General features: G+C 72.8%; 16 protein-coding genes and 1 tRNA gene. 11 read left to right on the forward strand and 6 right to left on the reverse strand.

All coding sequences use genetic code 11. From position 1 onward, the window contains the following. The first annotated feature begins 37 nt into the window (after nt 1-37). Nucleotides 38-1,309, forward strand: a complete 1,272-nt coding sequence (locus OG519_RS11045; protein WP_405581930.1) for an ATP-grasp domain-containing protein — start codon at nt 38-40, stop codon at nt 1,307-1,309. A 200-nt stretch (nt 1,310-1,509) separates the two neighbouring features. After that, nucleotides 1,510-2,418 (forward strand): Rieske 2Fe-2S domain-containing protein, encoded by a 909-nt coding sequence (locus OG519_RS11050; RefSeq protein ID WP_405581932.1) that lies wholly within the window; start codon nt 1,510-1,512, stop codon nt 2,416-2,418. Nucleotides 2,419-2,464: 46 nt separating this feature from the next. Here OG519_RS11050 and OG519_RS11055 read toward each other — a convergent pair whose 3' ends face one another. Beyond that, nucleotides 2,465-3,394 carry a 2-dehydropantoate 2-reductase gene (locus OG519_RS11055; protein WP_405581935.1) on the reverse strand — a complete coding sequence of 310 codons (930 nt, stop codon included), beginning with the start codon at nt 3,392-3,394 and terminating at the stop codon, nt 2,465-2,467. A gap of 319 nt (nt 3,395-3,713) precedes the next feature. On the opposite strand from OG519_RS11055, the gene OG519_RS11060 reads away from it, so the two are divergent. The 6 genes from OG519_RS11060 to OG519_RS11085 all read left to right on the forward strand — a co-directional run bounded on the left by OG519_RS11060 (nt 3,714) and on the right by OG519_RS11085 (nt 10,614). Next, complete coding sequence (locus OG519_RS11060; RefSeq protein ID WP_405581938.1) at nt 3,714-4,133, forward strand: nitroreductase family deazaflavin-dependent oxidoreductase; 420 nt, start codon at nt 3,714-3,716, stop codon at nt 4,131-4,133. A 289-nt stretch (nt 4,134-4,422) separates the two neighbouring features. Continuing rightward, nucleotides 4,423-4,782, forward strand: a complete 360-nt coding sequence (locus OG519_RS11065) for a hypothetical protein (protein ID WP_405581941.1) — start codon at nt 4,423-4,425, stop codon at nt 4,780-4,782. Nucleotides 4,783-4,915: 133 nt separating this feature from the next. Beyond that, on the forward strand, nt 4,916-5,518 hold the full coding sequence (locus OG519_RS11070; protein ID WP_405581944.1) for a bifunctional DNA primase/polymerase: 603 nt from the start codon (nt 4,916-4,918) through the stop codon (nt 5,516-5,518). A 56-nt stretch (nt 5,519-5,574) separates the two neighbouring features. Then, nucleotides 5,575-5,648: transfer RNA gene (locus OG519_RS11075), tRNA-Lys, on the forward strand. 57 nt (nt 5,649-5,705) lie between these two features. Beyond that, the gene (locus tag OG519_RS11080; protein WP_405581946.1) at nt 5,706-8,273 is read left to right on the forward strand and encodes a phosphatidylglycerol lysyltransferase domain-containing protein; all 2,568 of its coding nucleotides are present in this window, start codon (nt 5,706-5,708) and stop codon (nt 8,271-8,273) included. Nucleotides 8,274-8,772: 499 nt separating this feature from the next. Further along, on the forward strand, nt 8,773-10,614 hold the full coding sequence (locus OG519_RS11085) for a TIGR03767 family metallophosphoesterase (protein ID WP_405581949.1): 1,842 nt from the start codon (nt 8,773-8,775) through the stop codon (nt 10,612-10,614). Nucleotides 10,615-10,635: 21 nt separating this feature from the next. Here the strand turns inward: OG519_RS11085 and OG519_RS11090 are convergent, their stop codons facing one another. After that, the gene (locus OG519_RS11090; protein ID WP_405581952.1) at nt 10,636-12,114 is read right to left on the reverse strand and encodes an alpha/beta hydrolase; all 1,479 of its coding nucleotides are present in this window, start codon (nt 12,112-12,114) and stop codon (nt 10,636-10,638) included. Between the two features lie 209 nt (nt 12,115-12,323). Between OG519_RS11090 and OG519_RS11095 the strand changes: the two genes are divergently transcribed. Together OG519_RS11095 and OG519_RS11100 are read left to right on the forward strand one after the other, a co-directional pair. Continuing rightward, a complete protein-coding gene (locus OG519_RS11095) occupies nt 12,324-13,130 on the forward strand; it encodes a polysaccharide deacetylase family protein (RefSeq protein WP_405581954.1) in 807 nt (268 codons plus the stop codon). A gap of 167 nt (nt 13,131-13,297) precedes the next feature. Then, complete coding sequence (locus tag OG519_RS11100) at nt 13,298-13,726, forward strand: OsmC family peroxiredoxin (protein ID WP_405581956.1); 429 nt, start codon at nt 13,298-13,300, stop codon at nt 13,724-13,726. A 49-nt stretch (nt 13,727-13,775) separates the two neighbouring features. Here OG519_RS11100 and OG519_RS11105 read toward each other — a convergent pair whose 3' ends face one another. Together OG519_RS11105 and OG519_RS11110 are read right to left on the reverse strand one after the other, a co-directional pair. Beyond that, nucleotides 13,776-15,020, reverse strand: a complete 1,245-nt coding sequence (locus tag OG519_RS11105) for a M6 family metalloprotease domain-containing protein (protein WP_405581958.1) — start codon at nt 15,018-15,020, stop codon at nt 13,776-13,778. Nucleotides 15,021-15,024: 4 nt separating this feature from the next. Then, on the reverse strand, nt 15,025-16,320 hold the full coding sequence (locus tag OG519_RS11110; protein WP_405581961.1) for a M6 family metalloprotease domain-containing protein: 1,296 nt from the start codon (nt 16,318-16,320) through the stop codon (nt 15,025-15,027). A gap of 784 nt (nt 16,321-17,104) precedes the next feature. On the opposite strand from OG519_RS11110, the gene OG519_RS11115 reads away from it, so the two are divergent. Next, complete coding sequence (locus OG519_RS11115; protein WP_405592634.1) at nt 17,105-18,745, forward strand: EAL domain-containing protein; 1,641 nt, start codon at nt 17,105-17,107, stop codon at nt 18,743-18,745. A 148-nt stretch (nt 18,746-18,893) separates the two neighbouring features. Here OG519_RS11115 and OG519_RS11120 read toward each other — a convergent pair whose 3' ends face one another. Together OG519_RS11120 and OG519_RS11125 are read right to left on the reverse strand one after the other, a co-directional pair. Next, nucleotides 18,894-20,654: a glycosyl hydrolase family 18 protein gene (locus OG519_RS11120; RefSeq protein WP_405581964.1), complete on the reverse strand. Its 1,761-nt coding sequence runs from the start codon at nt 20,652-20,654 to the stop codon at nt 18,894-18,896. Between the two features lie 298 nt (nt 20,655-20,952). Further along, nucleotides 20,953-22,113, reverse strand: coding sequence for an LLM class flavin-dependent oxidoreductase (locus OG519_RS11125; protein ID WP_405581967.1), 1,161 nt, complete (start codon nt 22,111-22,113; stop codon nt 20,953-20,955). Between the last annotated feature and the right edge of the window lie 37 nt (nt 22,114-22,150).

A 22,150-nucleotide genomic window follows, 5' to 3' on the forward strand; every position in this document is an offset into this window, starting at 1 on the left:
CCGGTATCCATCCGTCCCGACCCCTGGTGAGGCACGCATGACCACCACCCCTTCGGCTGTTCCCCCTGTCGTCGCCGTCGTCGACGCCTACTCCAGCGCCCGCTGCCTGGCGCCGCTCTTCCAGGAGCGGGGGTACGCGTGCGTCCACGTACGGAGCGCCCCCACCGCCAACGCGTCGTACGAACGCAGTTACCGGCACCGGGACTTCACCGGGCAGGTGGTGCACCGCGGCGACGCCGAGCAGACCGCCGCGGCCGTCGCCGAATACGCGCCGGTGTGCGTGCTGGCCGGCATCGAGAGCGGGGTGGAGCTCGCCGACGTGCTGAGCGAGCGGCTCGGCCTGCGGACCAACGGCACCGCGCTGAGCAGCGCCCGCCGCGACAAGTACCTGATGATGGAGACGGTGAAGGCGGCCGGGGTACCGGGCACCGACCAGCTCCTGGCCACCGATCTCGACACGCTGCTCGACTGGTACAAGGAGACCCCGGGCCGGGTGGTGCTGAAGCCGGTGCGGAGCGCGGGAAGCGACAGCGTCCACTTCTGCGACGACCTCGACCAGGTGCGCCGCGGCTTCCACGCGCTGATCGGCACCCGCAGCGCGCTGCACACCGAGAACAGCGCGGTGCTCGCCCAGGAATACCTGGTCGGCGCCGAATACATCGTGGACACCGTCAGCCTGGACGGCGAGCACCTCGTCTCCGACATCTGGAAGATGCACCACCTCACCGCCAACGGGGTCAGCGGCATGGCGGCCGGCGCCCAACTGCTGCCCCGGCACGGGCCCGAGCAGGAGGCCCTGGTCGAGTACACCTTCCGGGTGCTCGACGCGCTGGGGGTCCGCCACGGCCCGGCGCACACCGAGCTCAAGCTGACGCCGCACGGCCCCCGGCTGGTCGAGACGGCCGCCCGGGTCTGCGGCGCCGACGTCCACATCCCCGTCGGGGGCGCGATCGGCAGAAACCAGCTCGACTGGACGGTGGACGCCTACGCCGAGCCCGACCGGTTCCGCCCCCACCTCGGGACCGACTACGAACTGGCCCGCCACGCCGGCATCGTCAACATGGTCTCGCCCACGTCCGGCAAGCTCGTCGGCTATCCGAAGATGGACGAGCTCCACGCGCTGGAGAGCTGCTACGACATCGCGCTCCAGGTCCGGCCGGGTGATGACATCCTCCGCTCGGTGGACGACTGGAGTTACCCCCTGCGGGTGTATCTGGTCCATGAGACCGAGAGCGTGGTGATGCACGACATCCTGACCGCGCGCCACCTGGACGGCCCCGGCTTCTACGACATCGCCGCCCCGAGCTGACCCCGCCAGACCGGGTCCGGCGGGGTCCGACCGCGGCCGACCACGGCCGACCGCGGCCGATCCCGGGCCATGCCACCCGATTGGGTCGGTCCGGGACGCCCCCGCGGAGGTACGGATCTGATGCCCACTTCGCTCGGCGCCCCGGCGAGGGCCCAGCGAAAGCCCGGAGCACGCCAGGAGCCCGCAGAAAAGAGCCAGCCATGACCTTGGTCCAAACCGTCGTGAAGGGGGTCGAGCGGGCGCGCCTGCTCGACGCGGTGGCGGTTCCGCTGGCCGGCCTCGTCCACCGGGCGGCCCGGCCGCGCCGGGTCCGCAACCTGCTCAGCGGCACCCCCCTGGGGCACCCGGCCCACCCGCCGCTCACCGACGTACCGATCGGCGCCTGGACCACGGCGGCGATCCTGGACGTGCTGGGCGCGGCGAACTCCATGTTCCCGCTGCGGAAGGACCACACCGCGCCGCTCGCCGAGCTCTTCGTGCTACTCGGCATCGCGGCGGCGCTCCCGGCCGCGGCCACCGGGCTGAACGACTGGTCGGACACCCAGGGCGAGCCCGCTCCCCGGCGGGTCGGCGTCGTGCACGCGGCGGCCAACACCACCGCCCTCGGCCTCTACACCGCCTCCTTCGTCGCCCGCCGCCGGGGAAAACCGGCGCAGGGCAGACTGCTGGGCTTCGCGGGATACGGCGCGCTGCTCGTCGGCTCGTTCCTCGGCGGGCATCTGGCCTTCACCGACGCGGTCAACGTCAATCAGAACGCCTTCGAGGAGCGGCCGCTCGACTGGACCCCGGTCCTGGACCAGGCCGAACTCCCGGAGGGCGCGCTGCGCCGGGTGCTCGCCGGCGCCACCGCGGTGCTGCTGCACCGGCATGAGGGGGCGGTGCACGCGCTCTCCGCGACCTGCTCGCACATGGGCGGTCCGCTGACCGCCGGCCGGGTCGAGGACGGCTGTGTGATCTGCCCCTGGCACGGCAGCACCTTCGAGCTGACCGACGGTCATGTGGTGCGCGGCCCGGCCACCGCCCCGCAGCCGGTCTACGAGACGCGGGTCCGCGAGGGCCGTATCGAGGTCAGGGCGCGCGACTCGGGCCGGGGCCCGGCGCTGGGCTGAGCCGCTGGGCTGGGCTGGGCTGAGGCGCTGGGCGGCGTGGGCCGGATCAGCCGCGCGCGTTGGCCCATCGGTGCTGGTAGACACGCATGTTCATGAGCGCCAGATCCAGCAGCGGGGTGTCGACGGCGAGCGCGGCGGCGCGGGTGGCGAGATCTCCGAAGACGTGCTCGGCCTCGATCGGGCGGCCGGCCCGCATGTCCCGGTAGAAGGAGGGCGCGTAGGGGGATCCGGGCTTGGTGAGGGTGGCGGTGTAGCCGGCGAGCTGTTCCTCGGGGACGGGGTACGCGGCGGCCGCGGCGACCGCTGCCGCCTCAGCGACGGCCGCCCGCTCCAGCTCGACGCCGCCCGGCACCGCGGCGATGTCGCCGACGGCGCCGCGCATCAGACAACTGATCACCCCAGCGCCCGCGATGAAGACCCACTTGCTCCACATCTCGGCGAGGATGTCATCGGCCACACCGACCTCGAAGCCGGCTCCGTGCAGGGTCTCCAGCGCCCGCTCGGCCCGGAAGTTGGCGCCGGCGCCCTGGTCCCCGATGAGCAGCCGCTCATCGGGGGTGAGCACGTGGATGTCCCCCTGGTCGTCCACCGAGGTGGCCAGATACGCGACCCCGCCCAGCACCGCGTCCTTGCCGAACCGGGCGTTGAGCAGGTCGATATGGGCCATCCCGTTGAGGATCGGCAGGATCGAGGTGTACGAGCTGACCGCGGGGGCGATGTCGTCCATCGACTGATCGAGGGCGGTCGCCTTCACCGCCAGCACGACCAGGTCGTAGGAGCTGTGGAGTTCCGCCGCCGTGACCAGCCGCGGCTCGATCCGGTCGTCCCCACCCACCCCGGTGATCCGCAGCCCGCGCTCCCGCAGCGCCGCGGCCCGTCCCGGGCGGACCAGGAAGGTGACGTCGCGGCCGGCCCTGGCGAGTCTGAGCCCGAAGAACCCGCCGGTGGCACCGGCACCCACGATCAGCACCCTCATCGGGACCTCCTCCGGCGAACCGGCCGCCGTTTCGGTCGGCCTTCCTGCCCGCCCCTTGCCTTCGGCGGGGACACCCCCACCTGCCCGTCTCACCACGATGGCCCCCTTCGGCCGGCGCCGCAAACGCTGGCCGTCCCGGGCGGATCCCGGCTCTGCCAGGTAACGGGGTCGCTCGGGCGTCATAGGGTGTGGAACCCGACGGCGCCGATCCCGGCGGTCCGCGATCCGATGCGGGTCCTGTCCGCGCCCGCACCCCCAGCCACACCCGTACGCACACCCGTACCCACACCCACCCCCCGCTGACCCTGGAGCCGAGTCCATGTCCGAGCGAATCCAGCGCAACCGGTCGGTGATCGACGAGTTCCGGTCCGCGGCCGGTGTGGTGGGCGGTGATTTCACCGGGGTGCCGCTGCTGCTGCTCACCACCATCGGTGCCCGCAGCGGGGAGCCGCGCACCACACCGATGACGTATCTCAGGGACGGCGAGCGCCTGGTGGTCTTCGCGGCCAACGGCGGCCGGGAGCAACGCCCCGGCTGGTACCACAACCTGCTGGCCGACCCGTCGGCCCACGTCGAGGTCGGCACCGAGAGCTACCGGGTGACCGCGACGGTGTCGGCGGGCGCGGAGCGGGAGCGGCTCTGGACCGAGCAGGTGCCGCGCACCCCGTACTTCGCTGATTTCGAGACCAGGGCCGGCCGGCCCATCCCGGTCCTCCTGCTCACCCGGGTCGCCGGCTGACCCCGGGCCCACGCCCGCGCGTCCCGGTCACGGCAGGCGGCAGCGGCGGCAGCGGCGGCAGCGGCGGCCGGTCGTCCCGAACAAACCGCCTCTCTTATGAGTGATGTAACGTCAGATACGCCAAATGAGGTATCCGGCGTCTGCGCGGGGTGGTGTTCTGGAACTCGGGCCGGTTGGGCGCGGGGCCAAGGCGCGCGGCGGTAGCGGGCACATGGACCCCCCGGGATGCGAATCCCCTGGCTCGGGGCGGGACAATGGAAAGGGATGGACGGATCAGGGAGGTAACCGTATGACCGAGCCGCAGCCGGCTCAGCGGCCGCGCGCGGAGCGGCCCAAGCGGCCTGCTCCGTTGCTGTTCGAACCGGGCGCGCCCCTGGACGAGGGCGGTGACCGGTTCTTCGACCTGGAGTCGATGGAGGATCCGCGGGAGCTGCTGTCCCGGGCCACCGAGTTGGCGGTGGCGTTCCGGACCGCGGCCGAACGCGCGACGGACTTCCAGGCGATCGCCGCCGCCCAGCTCACCGATCCGCGCCGCTTCGACCGGCTGACGTACGCGGTGCTCGCCGAGCAGGCGGGGTGGACCGAGGACTACGCCAAGCGGATGGCCGAATACGGCGAGGGCCTGCTCAAGGGCGGCGGCCCGGCGTAGGACGGCACCGGCGGTCGCTCACCGTGCCCGCGCCGTTACCGCGCGCGTCAAGATACCTCACGTCCGGCCTATCCGTCCCGGATTTGGGTGATTCTGGAAGGTGCAACCTGGCAGCGGAGTACTCCTGGTTGTCATGGACGAATGGCATGCCCTGGATATCGTCACCGAAGCCCGACGGCAGCAGCACACCGCCTGCGTCACCACCGAAGGAGCCGCCTGGCTCGCCTCCGCCAGCGCTTTTCCGCGCAGCGTCGAGGCGCTGTGGTCGGCCCGCCCCACCGCCCCCAGCGTGCTGCCCTGCGGGACCGCGTTCGACGTGGTGAACCTGCCCGCGCTCTTCGGCCGCCGGGTGCTCGAGCGGATGTGGTCCTCGGGACCCGGCAGCGGCCCGGTGGCCGTGCACCGCGGCCGGGTGCTGCTGCTGGTGCTGCCCGGGACCGCGCAGCGGCTGCCCGCGCTGCTGCGCTGGGAGGAGTGGGGAGCCGCGGTCCCGCCGATGCTCTGCCACGGCGCCGGGGACGCGGTGACCGTACCGGCGCTCTACGGGTTGCCCGAGCCGGGTCCGCCGGCCGGGGCGTGCGCGGACGGCCCGGTGTCCCGCTGGGTGGTGGCGCCGGACTGCCGGGACCCGTGGCTGCCCGGCGCGGACCACCTGCTGTGGGCCATCGTGCGGACCGTCCGCGCGGCCCCGGGAAAGACGGCTTCCTCACTGGTCAGCCCGCCGGGGACGGTCTGAGGCTTATCGATTTTCCTCCGCCCGGGACCGGGTGCTAATGTCTACGACGTCAGCAGGCGCCGCTAGCTCAGTTGGTTAGAGCAGCTGACTCTTAATCAGCGGGTCCGGGGTTCGAGTCCCTGGCGGCGCACCTGAGGATGAAGGCCCTCCGCTTGCGAGCGGGGGGCTTTCGTCGTGCCCTTGGTCCATGGGGCACTGGCTGGGGCATCTGTACCGCGATCGGATCGTGGACGACGGCCGGGAGCCCCTCTTCCTGCTGCTCCTCGGCCTGCTCGGCTCCTTCCTCTTCATCCGGTTCAGCGTGCGGATGATCCGGCGGCAGGTCTCCTGGTGGCCGGGGAACGTCTCGCCCGGCGGCACCCATATCCACCATGTGGTGTTCGGCCAGGCGTTCCTGATGATCGCCGGGGTCGGGGTGTTCGCGGTCCGGGACGGCGGCCGGACGACGTACGACGTGCTCGCGGTGGTGTTCGGCATCGGCTGCGGTCTGGTGCTCGACGAGTTCGCGCTGGTGCTGCACCTGGAGGACGTCTACTGGAAGGAGGAGGGCCGGCAGTCGGTCGACGCGGTGATCCTGGTGGTGGCGGTGGTCGGCCTGCTGCTGGTCGGCCAGGTCCCGCTCGGCGGCTACGTGGGCGGCACCTCCTACGAGTCCTATCTGGTGGCCGCGGCGCTGCTCGGTTTCGTGGTGCTGTGCCTGATGAAGGGCAAGGTGTGGACCGGCCTGCTCGGCGTGATGGTGCCGGTGTTCGCGGTGGTGGGCGCGCTCCGGCTGGCCCGCCCCGGCAGCCCGTGGGCGCGCTGGCGGTACGGCGCCAGGCCCCGCCGGATGGCCCGGGCCGAGCGGCGTGAGCACCGGATCCACCGGCGGGTCGCGGTGGCGAAGACGGCGGTGATGGACGCGGTGGCCGGCGCGCCGAGCGTGCCCAGGAGCGCCCCGGCGGTGGCTCCCGCGCCGGGACCGACGATCGTGGACCTGCCGCCGTCGCGGCTCGAACTGCTGCTCGCGCGGGTGCTGCGGCCGCTGCCGGAACCGGGGGCGGCGGTCGCGGTCTGGTATCTGCGGGTGGTCGGCGCGCTCGACCTCGTCACCGCGCTGGTCCCCGCGTTCCGGCACGCGGTACGGGCGGCCGGCGGCGGGCAGTACATCAGCGCCTTCCTGGTCGGTCCCGGATTCACCGGCGCGGCGCTGGCCTTCGCCTTGTCGGTGAGCCTGCGGCGGCGGAAACGGGCGGCGTGGATCCTCACGGTTGTGCTGGTCGCGGTGTACGCGGTCGGCACCGGGCTCTCGCTGGTGTCCGTGAGCGCGGCGCGCGGCCACCCGGGCAACTGGGTCTTCTGGTCGGTGACGGTGCTGCTGCTCGGCGCGCTGCTGGTGTCCCGGCCGCTGTTCAATGTGCGCGGTGAGCGCGGCAACGCCTCGCTCGGGCTGCTGAGTCTGCTGATCGGCGCGGTGGTGGCGGTGGGCGTCGGCACGCTGATCGTGCGGGCGACGGACCGGGTGCCGCCCGCGCAGTGGGGCAGGAGCGCGCAGTACGCGTCGGTGCGGGTGCTGACCGTCTCCGGGGTCTTCAGCCTGCCCGGGGTGCGGGTGCCGGGATGGACCGATCTGACGATCAACCTGCTGAGCGTGGCGCTGCTGCTCGTGGTGGTCCTGGCCTTCCTCCGCTCCCCGCGCGGCCGGGCCCGCCTCACGCCCGCCGACGAGGAGCGGTTGCGGGGGCTGCTGCGGGCCGCCGGCGGGGGCGGCCCGGCCGCCGCCGAGCGGGCCGCCCGCGCCGGACCCGCCGCGCCTGCCGGACCCGCCGGACCCGTTGATCCCCCGGATTCGCTCGGCTACTTCGCGCTCCGGCGGGACCACGCGGTCTGCTGGTCGGCCGACGGCCGGGTCGCCGTCTCCTACCGGGTCACCAACGGGGTCGCCCTGGCCACCGGGGACCCACTCGGCCCCCGGACCGCCTGGCCGGACGCGATCGCCGACTGGCTCACCCTGACCCGCCGCCACGCCTGGGTCGCCGCGGTCGCCCACGCGGGTCCGGCCGGCACGGTCGCGTACGAGTCCGCCGGTCTGCTCGCGGTCTCCGCCGGCGAGGAGGCGGTGGTGGACCCGGCGGTCTTCGCCGCCGCCCTCGGGGATACCGGCGGCGGGACCGGCCAGGACCGGGAACGGCCCGAAGGCTCCACCCGGCTGGGGCCGGCCCCGCACCGGGCCGACCGGTCGGGCGCCGACCTGGCCGGCGCCCGGCATGCGATGAAACGCGCCGGCTACCAGGTGGCGGTACGGCGGGCGGCGGACGTACCGGCCGGCGAGTGGCCGCGGCTGACCGCGCTGGCGGCGGCCTGGCGGCGCTCCAGGGGCGGGGTGGAACTGGGGCGGATCGGCGACGGGGCGGACGGCGCCTGCGTGATCGCCGAGTGCCGGGACCCGGGGGGCCGGACCTGCGCGGTGCTCGCCTTCGTGCCGTGGGGCGCCGACGGCCTGACGCTCGACCTCGTACGGCGGGACCGGGAGTCGGGCCGCGGGCCGGTGGATCTGCTGCTGACGGAGGTCCTGCTGCGGGCGGCGGCCGGTACGCCCCCGCTGGCCGGAATCGTCCGCGTCTCGCTCAACCTCCTGCGCTGGCCACTGACCGCCTACGCCCCCCGCCGCCAAGCCCGGCAGCTCCTGGTCGAACGCCGCGCCGAAATCCCCCGCGTGATGACAGCCGGACTCCTCGCCGAGCGCCGCCGACCGAGACGCCTACTGCCGCGCTGACCTCGCCGCGCGCCCCACCCGTACCCGCGCACCCGCGCCCCGCACCCGCCAACGCCCGCCGACACCCCGACTTCAGCTCCCCTGCGGCTCCTCGGCGAAATCCCCCGCGTGATGGCGGCCGGACTGCTGGCCGAAGGCCGCTGGCCGAGGCGCCTGCTGCCGCGCCGACCGCGCCGGGCGCCGGCGCCGCGTCCACACCCGCTGGCGCCGGCGGGCGACGCCCGCCCCGACATCGCGGCTTCAGCTTGCGACCCCGCGCCGGCCGCCCGCGGGCCACTCTGAGTCCTTCTGGAACCCGCCGGACCTGCGCCGACGGCTGATAAGTCGGTCGTGTTCCCGCCTCGTTCACGGTGAGGCCACAGGGACCGCTGAGTCTCGACAAAGAGACATTCTGGATCACGGGATCTCGGGACCATGCCATCACGCGGCATCGCGAGAGACGCGACCCAGTGCGGGCGGCGCCGCCGTAAGCGACGCGCCACGACACCGGAGGACCTTCATGGCCGGAACCCGTTCCGCCGTCAACCGCCGTCGATTCCTTCTCCTGTCCGGTGCCGCCGCCGCGGGCACCGGAGCGGCGTGGCCGCTGGTGGCCGCCCAGGGCCGCAGCAGCGCCGCCTCGCCCGCGCCCGATCCCGTACGGCGGCCGCCCCAGCCGCCGAACCAACCGCCCACCGGGCGGCCCACACCGCCCGTACGCCGGGCCGCGCCCTACGGGCTGACGACGCTCGACAGCGCCGCCCGGCTCCAGGGCCAGGGCGGCGGCTACCGCCGGATCGTCGCCGGCCCCGGCTGGCCGGCGGTCGTCCGCCCGGAGCTGGCCGCGGGCGCCATCGGCCGGGCCGACCGGCGGACCCCGCTGGCCTGCTTCGTCCAACTCACCGACCTGCACATGGCTGACGTGCAGAATCCGCTGCGCACCGAGTTCCTGCGGGCCGGGTCGCCCGGTTCATGGCGGACCCAGGAGGCGCTGTCGGTGGCCGGGGCGGTCGCCCTCGTCGAGCAGGTCAACGCGCTGGGCGCCGGCCCGTACACCGGACTGCGGCCCGCCTTCGCGATGTCCACCGGCGACAACGTCGACAACAACTCGGCGATCGAGCTGGAGTGGTACCTGACCGCCATGAGCGGCGGACTGATCACCCCCAACACCGGCGACCCGACCTCCTACGAAGGCGTGCAGAACTCCGGGCTGCCGCTCTTCTGGCAGCCGGGCGGCGCGCTGCGCGACCTGGACAAGCAGCGCGGCCTGCCGCGGCTCGACGGGTTCCTGGCGGCGGTGATCCGGCCGCTGGTCAGCCCCGGTCTGGCCATCCCCTGGTTCTCGACGCCCGGCAACCACGACGCCCTGCCCGGCGGCTGCCTGGCGCCGCGGGACGAGCAGTTGCGGGACGTCGTCACCGGCGGCCGCAAGCTCTACACACTCCCCGACGCCGACGTGGCCGCCTACCGGGCGGTGATCAAGAGCGGCAACGACCCCAGGAGCATGGTCCTCAAGGACATCCTGCGGCGGAACGCGGCCCACGCCCGCAGTGTCACCCCCGACCCGCGGCGGCGGCTGTACTCGGCGCACGACTATCTGACCGCGCATCTCGACCCGGCGTACGCGGGCAGCGGACCGGCCGGCCACGGCTACACCCAGGACAACCTCAACGGCGACCAGTTGTACTACGCGTTCCCGATCGCCGACGGAGTGCTCGGGATCAGCATCGACACCACCTACCGCAGCGGCCACTTCCAGGGCTCCGTCGGCGCTGAGCAACTGGACTGGCTGGAGCGGACGCTGGCCGCCCACAGCGCGCTCCACTACGACCCGGACGGCCGGGTGGTGCGGAACACCGGCGCCGACGACGCCCACATCATGGTGTTCAGCCACCACCACAGCCCGAGCATGACGCGCCGCCCCGACGCCACCCGCCCCGAGGAGCAGCGGCACGACGGCGCCGACGTCATCGAACTGCTGAGCCGCTTCCCCAACGTGGTGGCGTGGATCAACGGCCACAGCCACATCAGCAAGATCACCCCGCACCCGCACCGGACGGCGAGCCGCTCCTTCTGGGAGATCAACACCGCCTCCCACGTGGACTATCCGCAGCACGCGCGGCTGATCGAGCTGATGGACAACCACGACGGCACGGTCTCCCTCTTCACCACCCTCGTCGAGTCCTCGGCCCCTTACCGCACCGACTTCGGCGATCTCTCCTCCGTCGGCCTCGCCTCCCTCTACCGCGAGCTGGCCTTCAACGCCCCGGGCCTGGCACCCCGGTTGACCGACGGCGTGCTGGAATCCAGCGCCGGCACCAGAGCCGACCGCAACACCGAACTCCTCCTCCGCCGGGCATAGCGGTTGACACCACGAGCCGAGCTAGCAGACCGCGCCGTCGGGGGGCAGGGCGCCGTCCAGCAGGTAGGCGTCGACGGCTTCGCGGACGCAGGCGTTGTGGGCGAAGTACGCGCCGTGGCCCTCGCCGCGGTAGGTGAGGGCGCGGCTGCCGTTGGCGAGGGCGGTGGCCATCCGCTGGGCGCCGGGGTACGGGGTGGCGGGGTCGCCGGTGGTGGCGACGGTGAGCATCTGGGGGGCGTCGGGCGCGGCCACCCGGTGGCCGGTGTCGGTGCCGCGGGGCCAGCCGGTGCAGGAGAGCAGGGTGGCCTGGACGGAGGGGCCGAAGAGCGGTGAGGCGGCGGCGAAGCGCGCGTCGAGGGCGTGCACCTGCCGGGGGGTGGGCCGGCCGGAGGTGTCGCGGCAGTCGACGGCGAGATTGGCCGTCTCGGTGTTGGCCTGGGGCGGCCCCGGCCAGTCGGTGAGCGCCCGTCCGACCGCCTGGCCGCCGAACTCCCCCGGGTAGGCGAGCCGCAGCATCAGCCGGCCGTCGCCGCCGTGGAGTCCGGCCAGCGCCTGGCGCAGATAGGGCCAGTTGTCCTTGGAGTACAGGGCGTTGCGCAGGCCCTGGAGGTAAGCGAGCCTGTCCAGCGGGCCGCCTGCGGTCAGGAGCGGCGTGGCGTCGAGCCGGTCGGCGGTCTTGGTGAGACCGGTCATCACCTCGGCGCCGCTGTGCCCGGGGACGGGGCAGTGGTGGGCGGCGCAGTCTCCGGCGAAGTCGCCGAGCGCCTTCTGGAAGCCGCGGGCCTGGGCGAGGGCGGTGCCGGCGTCGTCGAGGGTGGGGTCGGGTACGCCGTCGAGCACGATCCGGCCGACGCGCGCGGGGAATTGGTGGGCGTAGACCGCGCCGAGCCGGGCGCCGTAGGAGAAGCCCAGGTAGGAGAGCCGGGCGTCGCCCACCGACTGCCGTATGACGTCCAGGTCGCGGGCGACGTCCGGGGTGCCGACGAAGGGCAGCATCCAGCCGGAGAAGTGGACGCAGGCCTTGGCGAGTTGGGCGGGGGTGGTGACCTCGCTGAGGTCACCGCAGTTCACCGGGGCGGAGCGGGCGACGCCGCGCGGGTCGAAGCCGATCAGGTCGTAGCGCCGGTTGAGGGCCGCCAGGTCCTTGGCGCGGGCGCCCACTTCGGTGACGCCGGAGATCCCCGGGCCGCCGAAGTTCACCGCGAGCGAGCCGAGCCGCGGTCCCGGCCCGGTGGCGGCCAGTTTGCTGACGGCGAGGTCGAGGGTGGCGCCCTTGGGGTGCCGGTAGTCGAGCGGCACCCGGACCGTGCCGCACCTGGTACGGGCCGGCGCCGCCGCGTCCCGCAGGTCGAGGCAGGCGCCCCAGTGGACGCGCTGGTGGTAGAACTCCCGCAGGCCGGTGGCGGGGACCTGGGCGACCGCCCCGGTGAACGGGGTGATCGCGACCAGTCCGCCCACCGTCGCGGCCGCGGGCCGCCGAAGCCAACGCCATCCGGCCATGGGACCAACGTAAGCGGCCCGGCCGGGTCCCGCATGTCGCGGCCACCTGGCATGCACCGCACGTATACCCGCTGTGTATAGTTCCCTCGCGGTCCTGCTCCCCGGCGGACCCGACGAGCCCGGCCACGGCCGACCCACGGCCGACCCGCGGCCGAAACGCCACGGCCCGGGCACAGACCAGCCGACCAGAGACCCAGAGGACCTCCCGCATGCGGAGTACGACCAAGGCCCGCCGCACCCGCGTGCTCGCCGCGCTGCTGACCACCGTCGCCGTCGCGATCGGCCTGACCGGCTGCGACGGTTACGACGCGACCTCTCCGGCCGCCGCGAGGAAGCACCACCCGGCAGGCGGACAGGCAGCTTTCGCGCCGGGCGCGGGCGGGCCGGTCGACTGCCGGCGGGTGAAGTGCGTGGCGCTGACCTTCGACGCCGGGCCGAGTGTCCGCACCCCGCAGATCCTGGCCATCCTCGCCAAGTACCACGTGCACGCGACGTTCTTCACCCTGGGCAAGAACCATGTGATGGTCCACCCGGAGATGGTCAAGGAGATGGCCGCCCAGGGCCATGAGATAGAGACCCTCACCTGGTCGCACCAGATCCTCACCAAGATCAGCGACGACGAGGTCCGCAAGGAGATAACCGAGGGGCGCGACGCCGTACAGAAAGTGACCGGCGTCCGTCCCACCCTGCTGCGCCCGCCGCAGGGCCGCACCAGCTCCAAAGTGACCGCGATAGCCCGTGACCTGGGCATGGCCGAGGTGGTGTGGAGCGCGGACGGCGCGGACTACCGGACCACCGACTCCGCGCTGATCACCAAGCGGATACTCGCCCACACCAAGCGTGACGGCATCATCCTGCTGCACGACCTGGTGGACCCCACCAACCGCGGCTACAACGGCACCGTGGCCGCGGTGCCGGGCATCATCTCCACCCTTCAGGGACGTGGTTACACCTTCGTCACCGTCTCCCAGCTCCTCGCCCCCGGCACGCCCCAGCCCGGCAAGGTCTACAAGTGACCTCCGGCCCACTGCGGTTGGGCGGGTGACGGCGGCGGTGATCCGCACCGGCCGCCCCGGCGGCGGTCCGCGCGTGATCGGCAGGACGCGCCCGGCCGCCGCGTCGGGAGCCGCAGCGTTGTAGCGTTCGGAGGAAGGCCCGGTACGTACCTCTTGGAGGCTTCATCATGGCAACCACCCGCACCGCGACGACCGAGTGGAAGGGCGCACTCATCGGCGGCGCCGGTACCGTCTCGCTGGACACCTCCGGCGTCGGCACCTACGAGGTCAACTGGCCGTCCCGCGCCGAGGCCGCCAACGGGAAGACCAGCCCCGAGGAGCTGATCGCCGCGGCCCACTCGTCCTGTTACTCGATGGCGCTCTCGCACGGCCTGGCCGGGGCCGGCACTCCGCCGGAGACCGTGCAGACGGTGGCCAACGTCACCTTCCAGCCCGGCGAGGGCATCACCGGCATCACCCTTTCGGTGAAGGCCCGGGTGCCCGGCATCGACGCCGAGGCGTTCGAGGCCGCCGCGCAGGACGCCAAGGCCAACTGCCCGGTGAGCAAGGCGCTGGCCGCGGTCCCGATCACCCTTGAGGCCGAGCTGCTCGCCTGACCAGGGCGCTCCACCGGCTCTGCCAGCTCCATCAGCTCCATCAGCTCCATCAGCGGCGGGTGACGTGGACCTCCCACGCGCCCGCCGCGTCGTGCGAGAGCACCTTGAAGGACATCCCCGTCGCGCTGTCCGTCCAGCCCTCCCCCACCCCGAAGGGCGCGTCGTTCAGCGAGTTGAAGGCGCCGCTGCTGAAATCGCAGGCCGAGGTGAGCGGATGGGCGTCGGTCACCGTCACAGGACCCTGCCCGGAGTCCACGTCGGTACGGATCCAGTAGCCGAGCACCCCCTCCCGGCAGGCGTTCTTGTCGTTGCCCGCCGCCTTGCGGACCTCCAGCACATAGGCCCGCGTCGGCCCGAAGGGGAGGATCACCGCCTTGCGCCCGCCGGCCATCTCGACCGGGGTGAGGTCATATGTCGCCTGCCCGCGGCCGGTGTCGCAGGCGATCTGGCGGTCCGCGAGCCAGCCGAGCCGCCACTTGTGCCAGGCGAACAGGTCCCCTTGCATCCCCCAGTCCAGGGACATGGTGTCCCACTGGCCGGCCAGCACGTCGGTATGGGCGAAGTCGTCGGCCGCGTAGAGGTCGGGCAGCCCGAAGGCGTGGCCGTTCTCATGGCTCAGCACGCGGGAGCCCGACTGGTCGTGGCCGTAGATGACGGAGACCTTGTCCAGGTGCGCGCCCTCGTCGGTGGTGGCCGCGGTGGCGCCGGTCCAGGTCACCGAGAGCACCGCCTCGTCTGCGGGCGGTCCCGCGTTGGGCGTGACGAGGATGTTGACGATGTCGTAGCCGCGGAAGTCGATGCCGCGGTCGGCCACCTTGAGCAGATCGCGCATCATCTCGGTGTGCGCGTCCCAGCCGTAGCCGCGGCCGATCCCGTACGCGCTGAACGGCCGCGGCATGCGTATCCAGCGCGGCACCGGCGTGGACCGGTAGTCGAGTTTCCCGTACGAGGCGCGGGTGTACCACTGGCGGACGGCCGGGAAGAACTCGCCGTACCGCTCCTTGGCGCTGTACGGGGCCTTGGCGTCCGGGAAGTCGATCATCAGGGTGAGGGCGCGCACCGTGCCGGTGGACGGCGCGAACTCGGCCCCCGAGCCGTGCACCACCTGGTCGGGGAAGCCCTCGGACATCGCGACCCCCGGGACGGCCCGCAGCGCGCAGGGCCGGCCGGCCGGCGGCGGGGACGCGTGCAGGGCCGGGCCGTGTTCGCCCGAGGAGGCGGTCGAGCCGACGACGAGCAGCGCGACGGCGCTCAGCGTCAGGACCCGCAGCCCGGCGCGGGCGTGCCACGCCACCGCGCTACACCCCGCTGCCGGCGCCGCTGCCCGGGGCGCTCTCGGTGACCCGGACCGTCCAGGTCCCGTCGGAGGGGTGGCCGGTGACGGTGACCTGGGTGGTGCCGTCGGGCACCGCGTAGGACTCGCCGACGCCGAGCGGCGCGTCGGCCAGCGGCGGGTAGACCGAGGACGCGGCGCACGCCGAGCTGCCGGGATGGCCGTCGAGTACGTCGATGGGGCCGTCGCCCGACTCCCGGTCGGAGCGGACCCGGTAGACCAGCACCCCCTCCCGGCACAGGTGCCGGTCGTTGCCGCTCCTGGTCCGGGCCTCGACGGCGAGCACCGTGTCCGGTCCCGTTCTGACCACGATCAGTTTGGTGCCGCCGGCCACCTCGTCGGGACTGAGGTCGTAGTACGTGATGCCGGTCCGCGCCACACAGCCGACCTGGTTCCGGTCGAGCCAGCCCAGCTTCCACTTGTGCCAGGCGAACGGCTCGGGCGCCAGGCCGAACTGGCTTCCCATCAGATCCCAGTCGCCGACATGGGTGTCCCAGTCGGCGTTGCTGCCGGCCGGCGGCCGGTAGTACAGGTCGGGCAGGTCGAAGACATGGCCGGTCTCGTGGGCCAGCACGTTGTGGTCGGGCGGGTGGTGCTCGAAGACGGTGACGAGCCGGCGCAGCGGATTACCGTCGACGGTGTAGGGCGAGGCGAGGTTGACGACCTTCGTGGCGTCGGAGTCCACGCCGGGGGCGTCCGGGTCGGCCACCAGGTAGACCACGTCGTAGCCGTGGAAGTTCACCACCGGGTCGGCGGTGGCGAGGGCGTCCCGCAGGTAGTCGGTGCGCTGGGCGGCGCCCCAGTCGCGGCTGATCCGGTAGTCCGTCGACGGGCGCGGCATCGTCAGCCAGCGGGTCTCGGGGTGGACGTGCAGCCGGAATTTGCCGTACGAGGCCTCGGCGAAGAAGTCGCTGGTGGCCGGGAAGTGGTCGGCGACCACCTGCGCCGGGGTCAGTTCCGGTCGGGCGTCGGGGAAGGACAGGAAGATCATCAGTGCTCTGACGTCGCCGCTGGGCCGGGCGTAGCCGCGCTCCCAGCCGTCCAGGCCCTCCGAGTGGTGCACCGGGGTGCGCGGCAGCAGGCAGGCGGCGCCGGGTGCGGCCTGGGCGGCGGGGCCGGTCATCAGGGTCCAGGCGACCAGGGCGGCGAAGCCGGCCACCGCGGCGGCGGTCGAGCGCAGCAGCCGGCGCTGTCGCGCGGCGGCCGCGGCCGCGGCGTGGCGCCTGCCGCCGGGCGGCTTCCGCGACCCGCGTCCAGGCATGCGGCCGGCGCGCCGGCCCGGGCGACTCCCCGACCGGCGGCCGGACGGCTTCCCTGCCGGATCGCCGGACCCGAAGCCTGATGCGCTGCCTGACCGCCGCACTTGGACCTCCGTGGGTGGGTGCGCCCCTGCGGGACACCCCCCTCACATTGCTATCAATTGCGGAGGTTTGCGGCATTCGACTGGTCCGTGTGGGTGGCGCCGCGGCCGGGAGTCGGCGGTGCCGGGCGGCGGTTGACGTCGGCTGCCAGCGGTTACCGGCGGCTGACGGCGGCTGGGAACGCCCCGGCGTCCCACCACTCACCCACGCCTTTCAACTACCCTCCGTCATGATGTGCGGAGTGCGATCAGGTGATCGAGCCAAAGGTGGGGAAACAGCCGATCTGTCGGTACCCGTGCCAAGAATCACCGCGACAACGCTGGAACACCAACTCCGCCAGCCCATATGATCGCGAGCGAGACGAGCGCGAACAGGGAGCAGGCCATGGGCGGACCCTCGGGCGGCCCTGGCGTCGAACCCGAAAGCACCACACATTTCATCACGCAGAGTAATGTCGACCCCCTGCTTTCCCGGGACCGCGCGCCAGGCTCGGGCGAGGTCGTGGACGGGAAGCCGGGCGACGCCGGGCCCCGCGACCAGCCGCCGCCCGAGGCCGGGGCCACCGGTCACCGGCCCGCGGGACCGCGGGAGACGGGGCCGCAGGAGCTGGGCCTGCGCGGCATCGGACTGCGGGACGCCGAGCTCCGCGACTACCGGGCCGCCTTCGCCATCGCCCGCTCCCCGATGGCGCTGCTCGGCCCGGACGGCTCCGTGCTCGCCGCCAACACCGCGCTGGGCAGTCTGCTGGGGAATTCACCCGAAAGCATGACGTCGATTGGCGCCGACGCGTTGCTCGGGCTGACCGGCGACCCGCACGCGGGCGCCGCCTTCCACGAGGTGCTCACCGGCCGCCGGGAGAACCTGCGCTGCACCCGCCGGATCGGCCGCCCCGACGGCAGTACGGTCCGCGCCGAGATCACCCTCGCCCGGACCGGCGCCAGGCCGCTGCTGCTGACCGTCGAGGACGTCGGCGAACGCGACGGTCTGCGCGAGCAGGTTCGGCATCTGCGGATGCACGACCCGGTGACCCTGCTGCCCAACCGGGCGCTGTTCTTCGAGCGCCTGGCCGACGCGTGCGACCGGGCACCGGGCGGCCGCGGCGGCCGTACCGCCGTCGCCTGCGGCCGGATCGGCCTGTGCTACCTGGACCTTGACGGCTTCAAGGCGGTCAACGACACCCTCGGCCACCGGATCGGCGACGAACTGCTCGCCGCGGTGGCGGGCCGGCTGCTGGTCTGCGCCGAGCCCGGCGGCCATCTCGTGGCGCGGCTCGGCGGCGATGAATTCGCCCTGCTGCTGCGGGACTCCACCGGCACCGGGCAGGCCACCGCGCTCGCCGAGCGGGTGCTGGCCGCGCTCCAGCGGCCGTTCGACATCGCCGGGCACCGGCTGGCGGTCTCGGCCAGCATCGGCGTGGTGGAGCGCGAGGCGGCCGGCACCTCGGCGACCGGGCTGATGCAGGCCGCCGACACCACGCTGTACTGGGCCAAGGCCGACGGCAAGGCCCGCTGGACGCTCTTCGACCCGGAGCGCAACGAGCACCGGATGACCCGTCAGGCGCTGTCCAGCACCCTGCGCCAGGCCGTGGAGCGCGGTGAGTTCGTGCTCGACTACCAGCCGCTGGTGGCGCTCGACAGCGGTGAACTGCGCGGGGTGGAGGCCCTGGTGCGCTGGCAGCACCCGCGCTTCGGGCGGCTGGCACCCAATCGTTTCATCGGGCTGGCCGAAGAGGACGGCTCCATCGTCCAGTTGGGCCGCTGGGTGCTCGCCGAGGCCTGCCGGCAGGCCCGCGCCTGGCAGCGGGCCCATCCGGCGACCCCGCTGGTGGTGAGCGTCAATGTGGCCGTGCGCCAGGTGTGGGACTCCGACCTGGTCGCGGACGTGGCCGCGATCCTGCGGGAGACCGGGCTGCCGGCCAGCCTGCTGCAACTGGAGCTGACCGAGTCCGCGGTGATGGGCTCGGCCGGGCGGCCGTTGCAGGCGCTGCACGCGCTGGACGAGATGGGGGTGCGGATCGCCATCGACGACTTCGGCACCGGTTACTCCAACCTGGCCTATATGAGCCGGCTGCCGGTCTCCGCGCTGAAGCTGGACGGCTCCTTCGTGCAGGGCTTCCGGTCCGACGAGCATCCCAACCCCGCCGACGAGACGATCGTCGAGGCGCTGGTGGACCTCGCGCACCGGCTGGGCCTGACCGTCACCGCCGAGTGCGTGGAGAACGCGGAACAGGCCGAGCGGCTGCGCCGGATCGGCTGTGACACCGGGCAGGGCTGGCACTACTCGCGGCCGGTCGAGCCCGAGGCGATCTCCCGGCTGCTCGGCTGACCGGCCGACCGGCCGACTGACGGACCTCGGCCGACCGGCGGACGGACGAAGCGGGCCCGCGTCCTCGGGGGGGAGTGAGGACGCGGACCCGTTCAGGCGCCGTAATTCAGGTGATGCGGGGCGCCTTCGTCAGCAGACCGGTGGTGGGTCAGCAGGCGCCGAGATCCTGCCAGACGCCCCACTCCCCGGTCGTGCCGGGCTCCTCATTGGTGGTCCACCACTTCGCGTTCCACTTGTGGCCCTTCCAGGAGACCTGGTTGCCGGCCACGTAGACCGCGCTCGACACCCATGACGGCAGGCTGCCGCAGCTCGCCGGCGGCGTCGTCGGAGGCGTGGTGGGCGGGGTCGTCGGCGGAGTGGTCGGGGGCGTGGTCGGCGGGGTCGTCGGCGGGGTGGTCGGCGGCGTGGTCGGGCTGCCGCAGCCGGAGGCCGAGCCGTTGGTGGCCGTGACGATCTTGTTGAAGAGCGTCGCCGACGGGTCCGAGTCGAGCAGCGAGTACATCATCGAGCCGGCCAGGCCGTGGCAGTGCGCGTAGTCCGCCTTGGCCTGGATCGCCTGGGCGCCGAGGCCGGTCCAGAACTCGGTGCCGTTGTAGAACCAGTTGGACTGGGAGGCGGCGTCGTAGAAGGTCGTCGACGCGTTGTCGACGATGCCGGTGAGCTCCTTGTAGTACGCCGTGCCCGCGGTCTGGCTGAGGCCGCGCGCCGCGGCCGGTCCGGTGGCCGAGGAGTACAGGCCGTGGTTGGCGCCGGCCGGTACGCCGGTCCAGCCGCGGTAGTAGAGCGGGTAGCCCATGGTGATCTTGTTGGCCGGGAAGCCGCCGGCGATGCCGTAGGCCTGGTCACCGGTGGTCCACGCCTTGATCGCCGCGTCGGTGCTGTACTTCTCGGTGCCCGGCGGGACCGCGCCCGACGGGTCCTTCGACGACTGGTAGAGCGGGTCCTGGAAGTTGGTCGGCCCGGTCGTCTCGAAGGCGCCGTGCATGTCGTACGTCATGATGTTCGCGTAGTCGAGGGACGCGCTGATCTTGTTGGTCTCGATGTTCGCGATCTTGTCCTGGCCGGCCGGCAGCGCGGCGGTGAGCAGCATGTGCTTGCCGCCGTTGGCCGCCCCGTAGGCGTCCAGCTCGGTGCGGAACTCGGCGAGCAGCGCGGTGTAGTTGGCCTTGTCCGCGCTGCTGTAGTGGTTGCCGGTGTGGCCGCCGGGCGAGCCGGGGTACTCCCAGTCGATGTCGAAGCCGTCGAAGATGCCGGCCCCGGTGCCCGTGCCGCCGTAGCCGCCCTGCACGGGCAGGTTGCCCTTGATGAACATGTCGATGCAGGAGCTGACCAGCTTCTTGCGGCTGGCGTCGGTCTTGGCCGCGTCGGAGAAGTACTTGGAGTACGTCCAGCCGCCGATCGACGCGACGATCTTCAGGTTGGGGTACTTCGCCTTGAGCTTCTTGAGCTGGTTGAAGTTGCCGACGATCGGCTGGTTCCAGACGTCGGCGACGCCGTCCACGCTGTCGGCGGCGGCGTACGACTTCTGGTAGTCGGCGAAGGCGTCGCCCGCGCCGTCACCGGCGTTGGGGTCGCTCTCGTTGGTGGCGTCGGACGCCTTGGTGGCCTCGAAACAGGTCAGGTTGGTCGGATCGATGTTCTCGAACGAGTAGTTGAGGATGTTCAGCTTGCCCGCGACGCCCGAGGTGTCGAGATTCTTCGGGTAGTAGGCGTTGCCGTACACGCTCCACTGGTCGTAGTACGCGATCTTCACGCCGCCGCTGCTCGCGGCGGCCGCCGCGGGCTTGGCTGCCGCCGGCGCGGGGCTGGCCTGGGCGGTGCCCACACCGCCGACGAGCGCGGTGAGCGCTCCGATGGCGAGGGCTGCGCTGGTGGCGGCGGCCACGAGCGCTCTCTTCCTGGACTGCACGAGTACCTCCGGGGGGAGAGGGAGGAACAACAGGGGGCCACAACTGCGATGTTGAATGGATAACCCCTCGTCAAGTGCACGTCAATGGTCTGAACCAGACTTGGACTAGACCAATTTGGGCCCGCCCGACCGGCGGTGGATCGTTCACGACACGAGAGAAGCCGCTCGTCATCAGGATGACGAGCGGCTTTAACGCTGGCTTAAGGCGGCCTCGGGCGACGGGTCCGGCATTGGACCACCGCGCCCCGGAAATCGGTACGTAACCTGCGGCCCCTTGGTCCCGTTGGTCCCCTGGGTGCTACCCCTGCCGCGGGTGTGCCTCCAGCGCCACGTCCTTCGGGAGGCCGTAGGCGTCGGCGATCAGTTCGTACGAGCGCAGGCGCACCGCCGGGGTGTGCGCGTTGGCGGTCAGCACCAGCTCGTTGGCGCCGGTCCGCTCGACCAGCTCGTTCAGCTCCGAGGTGACCGTCTCCGGGTCGCCGTAGACCACATTGGCCAGCCAGGAGTCGATGAACTCCTGCTCCGCCGGGCTGTACGGGTAGGACTCGGCGTCGTCGGGGGTCGGGACGAGGCCCAACTGGCCGGTCCGCAGCCGCATCATGCTCAGCGCGGCGGTGGCCGCCTGGCGCCGGGCCTCGGCCGGGTCCTCGGTGGCGATCGCGGACACCCCGATGGAGGCGTACGGCCGGTCGAGCACCGCGGACGGCCGGAAGGAATCGCGGTAGAGGGCCAGCGCCGGGACGGTGTTGGCGGCCGAGAAGTGGTGGGCGAAGGAGAAGGGCAGGCCCAGTGCGCCGGCCAGCTGGGCGCTGAAGCCGGAGGAGCCGAGCAGCCAGATGCTGGGCCGGTCCGCCGACTGCACGCCGCCCTCCGAACTGCCCTGCACCGGGCCGGGGATGGCGTGGATCTTGCTGTACGCGTGCCCGTCGGGGAAGGAGTCGTCCAGGAAGTGCGTCAACTCCGCGAGCTGGCGCGGGAACTCGTCGCCGCCCTCGTGCGACGCGCTCCGGCGCAGCGCCGCCGCGGTCGCCCCGTCGGTGCCGGGCGCCCGGCCGAGGCCGAGGTCGATCCGGCCGGGGGCCAGCGCCTCCAGCGTGCCGAACTGCTCGGCGATCACCAGCGGCGCGTGGTTCGGCAGCATCACGCCGCCGGAGCCGAGCCGCAGGGTGCTGGTGTGCGCGATGAGGTGCGCGAGGATCACCGCGGGCGAGGTGCTCGCCACATGCGGCATCGAGTGGTGCTCGGCCACCCACATCCGGTGGTAGCCGCGGGTCTCCGCGGTCTTGGCGATCTCCACGTTGGTGGCCAGCGCCTCGGTGGCGGAGACACCCTTGCCGACGATGACCAGGTCCAGTACGGACAGCGGTACGGGCGCCGAGCCGCGGATCGTGCCCCGGATGCCGTTCGCGTCGCTGCCCTGCCGTAGCTCACCCACTGCGGGCGCCTCCTTGATCGTCACGCTGACCGTCCTGCGGGCGGGAAACCCACCCTGACCG

Origin of the sequence: Streptomyces sp. NBC_01190, from assembly GCF_045039895.1 — a bacterium.
Lineage (GTDB): Bacteria > Actinomycetota > Actinomycetes > Streptomycetales > Streptomycetaceae > Actinacidiphila.